General features: G+C 69.6%; 4 protein-coding genes. 2 read left to right on the top strand and 2 right to left on the bottom strand.

The window, feature by feature from the left end; genetic code table 11:
- The first annotated feature begins 246 nt into the window (after positions 1 to 246).
- Positions 247 to 453 carry a hypothetical protein gene (locus ABZ297_RS46295; protein ID WP_355360843.1) on the top strand — a complete coding sequence of 69 codons (207 nt, stop codon included), beginning with the start codon at positions 247 to 249 and terminating at the stop codon, positions 451 to 453.
- 511 nt (positions 454 to 964) lie between these two features.
- Here ABZ297_RS46295 and ABZ297_RS46290 read toward each other — a convergent pair.
- A complete protein-coding gene (locus ABZ297_RS46290; protein WP_355360840.1) occupies positions 965 to 2,437 on the bottom strand; it encodes a phosphodiester glycosidase family protein in 1,473 nt (490 codons plus the stop codon).
- A gap of 342 nt (positions 2,438 to 2,779) precedes the next feature.
- Between ABZ297_RS46290 and trpS the strand changes: the two genes are divergently transcribed.
- Positions 2,780 to 3,742: a tryptophan--tRNA ligase gene (gene trpS, locus ABZ297_RS46285; RefSeq protein ID WP_355360837.1), complete on the top strand. Its 963-nt coding sequence runs from the start codon at positions 2,780 to 2,782 to the stop codon at positions 3,740 to 3,742.
- Between the two features lie 7 nt (positions 3,743 to 3,749).
- Here the strand turns inward: trpS and ABZ297_RS46280 are convergent.
- Positions 3,750 to 4,331, bottom strand: a 582-nt coding sequence (locus ABZ297_RS46280) for a helix-turn-helix domain-containing protein (RefSeq protein WP_355360834.1), incomplete at its 5' end; no start/stop codon positions are given.

The raw sequence follows: 4,331 nt of genomic DNA, 5'->3' as shown, positions 1-4,331 counted from the left end.
CTTCCCTGCGCCGATGGTACTGCACTCGGGAGGGTGTGGGAGAGTAGGTCACCGCCGGACAATCTTTTGGTGAGGGCGGGAAGAGGATCCCTTTGGTGGGGTTCTCTTCCCGCCCTTTCTGCTTTTGTGCGCTGAAACTTTCTGTTGGCGAGCGCTCGCTTCACGCCACAGTCATGGCCCCTGGGTGCTCAGGGCAGGGTGTGATCCTTCTTCCTGCACCGTGTCGCGCTGCTGCCCTATCCGGCGGTGCGGCTGCGGGACATGGGGCGTCAGGAGCGGGACAGGGCGATCGCGTCCGTGACGTTTCTGCGGCACCGCCATCGGGACGTTCCGCCGCCTCTCCGGGCGGACAGGGAGCGGTGGATCGCCAAGGAGCGGGCCGCTGAGCTGGACGTCCGCCGGTTCTATGTCGAGCGGGGCCTGGTCAGCCAGCCGGAGACCCTGCGCCACTAACGGCTCGCGGCCATGCCGCCCTACCTGGCGCCGCTCATCTGGCTCGGCGTGGAGCACTACGCGGGGTCGCCGTCCCGGGTGGACGACGACGCGCTCCGCTACATCCTGTGAGTTGCACGCGGACCTGCCGTACTCCAGCTCGCCGAGGCGTACGACCCGCGTACCGGGATCGTGTACGAGGGAGTGCACGCTCAGCAGCCGGCACCCGAACCCGCTGCGTCGCCACTACTACGACTCGGCGGCCGACGAGGGGACCGAGTGGGAGGAGGCGGTGTTCTTCTCGGGCAACCCCGGGCAGGGGGTCAGTTACCAGATCGGGTGGCGCGCGCCGGCGGAGAGCTCGGCGGCGTGCCCTCTCCGGCGCCGTGCCGCGGTCGTTCTGGCACCACCCCAGCGGTCATGGGGCCGTCCTAGCGGTCTTGACGCTGTCCCATCCAGGGACGCGGGTGCCGGGCCTGAGCCCCCCTGCGGCACCCGCCGTCCCTGACGACGGCATGGGCGGTGACGGGAGTTACTTGGGCAGCACCACGAGGGCGTCGCCGACGCCGCGCTCGACGCCGTCCGAGGGGCGGTTGACGAGCTTGTTGTTCACGACCATGGCGCTGGACCCGCCGCCGTCGAGGTTGATGGCCTGGGTGGCGCCGAGCCAGCGCATGAACTGGGCCGCCTCGGTGAAGTTGGCGCCGATGGTGACGCCGGGCTGGCGGCCGTCGATGGTGGCCAGGATGAGGCTGCCGTTCTTGGTGGTGCCCAGCAGGGTGCGAGGGTGGCGGCGGAGGATCATGTTGACCGAGTCCTGGCCGTCGCGCTTCGCGGTGATCTTGACGTTGCCGTTGCGGACGAGCCCGACGCTGCCGGCGATGATGCTCAGGTCGGGGGTGAGCTTGATGCTCTTGCGGGTGCGGAGGTCCTGGAGCTTGGTGTCGACCTGGACCGTCCCGCCTTCCTGGGCGTGCTCGCTGAGCCAGTCGGCCGCGGTGCCCGAGCCGTGCAGGACGCGGGTGCCCGCTGCGATCGCCGCGCCGGGCGCGCGCACGGCGGTGATCTTGCCATTGGCGTCGAGGACGACGTCCGAGCCGCCGTCGGCCGGCGTCTTGGCGCCGTACTCCTCGGTGTAGAGGACCAGCTCGTCGGTGGCGGCGGCGCGGTTGACGCCGTTGACCACCAGCCTGCCGCCGTCCTGGGAGATCGCGGTGACGGTGGACGTGATCTCGGTGATGTGCGCGGTACGTCCCTTGAGGACGACGGCGGAGCGGCCGGGAACGGCGTCGCTCAGCAGCTTGCCCCCCACGACCGACAGGCCGACCGGCTCGCCGCGCAGGTTCTTGGCGGTGTGGATGTTGAAGAAGCCGCCGTTGACGGCCACGACCGCGTTCTTGTCCTTGGCCATGGCGGAGACGGTCTCGCGCTTGGCGACGCTGGTGCCGAGGGTGGCGGCGTACGAGCCGCGGAACGTCCTCGCGTCGATCATGACGACCTTGGCGTCCCAGGGGCCGCTGGTCTTCAGCCCGTCGTCGCCGAGGTAGTCGACCTTGGACTTGATGCCGGCGTCCTTGAGCTTCTTGACGGTCTCGGCGGCCTTGTCCTTCTCCTTCAGCGACCACGTGCCGACCCGCACCATGTAGACGACCTGCACCGGCGCGTCGGCGACGGCGGGACGCACGAACTCCTGCAGCGTCGCCGTCTCTCCGGCGGCCTCGACCTCGGCGACCTTGGCCTCGGCGGTCGAACGCATGCCGTAGTCGCGTCCGCTCGGCATCAGGACGCTGACCGTGTAGCCGTCGGTGGCGTTTCCAGCCTTCACGTCGTACAAGTCGATGCCCTGCGCGACGCTGGTCTGTGTCTTGGTCGGGGCTTCACGCGCGCCGAGCGGGAATCTGCCCGACGGGAAGTTCACCGAAAGCTGGTCGGCGCTGGCAGGCACGGCCGTGGCCGTTAGGGCTGCGGCCATGGACAGGCCGACAGCGAGGGTGCGTCGAGACATGACAACTCCAGAGGGCGGTAATGATCCGCTCCATCCTGGCTTGATCTTGTTCTCGGGGGCGGCGAAACACGCCAAAGCGTTGGGGTGGTTACGAGATTGACATCCGCGAAGGGCGAACTGCCTGCGCGAAGAGTCGCCACGGGGTTACGGTTCGAACAACCGCAAGCCGCACAGCATCTGGGTCCTGTGCGGCTTGCGGCTATGATGGGAGCCATGACACGCATCTGCATGTGGTGGCGGCCGACAGACGGCCGCTGACTACTGCATGCACGGGCCGTCCTCAGGGCGGCCCCCGGTGCGTGGTCCCCTCAGGACGTCCGCGATCTTGAGGGAGGAACCCCCATGAAACCCGTGGTGCTCACCGGAGACCGCCCAACCGGGCCGCTCCACCTGGGCCACTACTTCGGCACTCTGGCCAACCGCGTCCGGTTGCAGGACGTCCACCCGATGTACGTGCTGGTCGCCGACTACCAGGTGATCACCGACCGCGACCTCCCCGGTGAGATCCAGCGCAACATCACCCAGCTGCTCCTCGACTACCTGGCGATCGGGCTCGACCCGGCGAAGGTGACGATCTTCCAGCACAGCGCGATCCCCGAGCTCAACCAGCTGCTGCTGCCGTTTCTGAGCCTGGTGTCGGTGGCGGAGCTGGGCCGCAACCCCACGGTCAAGGACGAGATCGCGCACAGCTCGCAGCAGGCGGTCAGCGGGCTGATGTTCACCTACCCGGTGCACCAGGCGGCCGACATCCTGTTCTGCAAGGGCACGCTGGTGCCGGTCGGCAAGGACCAGCTCCCGCACGTCGAGGTGACCCGGCTGGTCGCGCGGCGCTTCAACGAGCGCTACGCCGAGGTCTTCCCGCTGCCGGAGGCCATGATGGGCGAGCAGCCCCTGCTCAAGGGCCTCGACGGCGACAAGATGAGCAAGAGCCGCGGCAACGCGATCGCGCTGTCGGCCACCGAGGACGAGACGGCCGCCCTGATCCGCAAGGCGCGCACCGACTCCGAGCGGCTCATCACGTTCGACCCGGAGAAGCGGCCGGAAGTGGCCAACCTGCTCACGCTGGCGGGGCTCTGCCTGAAGCGCTCACCGCAGGACATCGCCGACGAGATCGGCGACGGCGGCGCCGCCTCGCTCAAGCGGCTGGTGACGGAGGCGGTCAACGAGTTCCTGCGGCCGATCAGGCGGCGCAGGCAGGAGCACACGGCCGACGACGTCCGGGTGGTGCTGCGTGACGGTAACGCGCGGGCCCGCGAGCGGGCGGTCCGCACGCTCGACGAGGTGGGGGCCGCGATGGGGTTCTAGCGAGGTCCTACCGGGTGTCGCGGCGGAAGGACTCCAGGGCCAGCAGCGCCACGTGCAGGGACAGGCAGGACTCGACGTCGTCCAGGTCCGTGTCGAGGATGCGCTCCAGGCGGCGGAGCCGGTCGTAGAAAGCAGGTCGGGACAGGTGGGCCTTCTGAGCGGCGACCGCCTTGTTCCGCCCCGCGTCGAGATATATCCGCAGAATGCGGGTCAGGTCGCCGCCCCGTTGCGCGTCGTGCGCGAGCAGCGCCCCCAGCTCGCGCTCGGCGAACGTCTGTATCCTGGCGTCGTCGCGCAGCAGGTGCAGCAGGCCGCGCAGGCGCAGGTCGGGCAGCCGGTAGAAGGCCCGGCCGTCGGGCTGGCGCACCGCCACGTCGGCGACCTGCTCGGCTTCGAGGAAGCTGCGCCGCACGTCCTTGATGGACTCCACCACCGAGCCCGCCGCGAGCACGAACGCCGAGCCCGCCTTCCACAGCATGCGCAGCCGCTCGGCGAGCGCGGCCAGCGCGGGCTCCGCGCCGGTACGTGGCGGGAGCGGCAGCAGGACACCGACTCGGTCCTGGTCGAGGGCGCCCACCAGGGCGGGCAG

Origin of the sequence: Nonomuraea sp. NPDC005983 (assembly GCF_040614375.1) — a bacterium.
In the GTDB taxonomy this organism is placed as follows: domain Bacteria; phylum Actinomycetota; class Actinomycetes; order Streptosporangiales; family Streptosporangiaceae; genus Nonomuraea.
The sequence above is the reverse complement of the archived record's forward strand: the minus strand, read 5'-3'. Positions and strand labels throughout refer to the sequence as shown.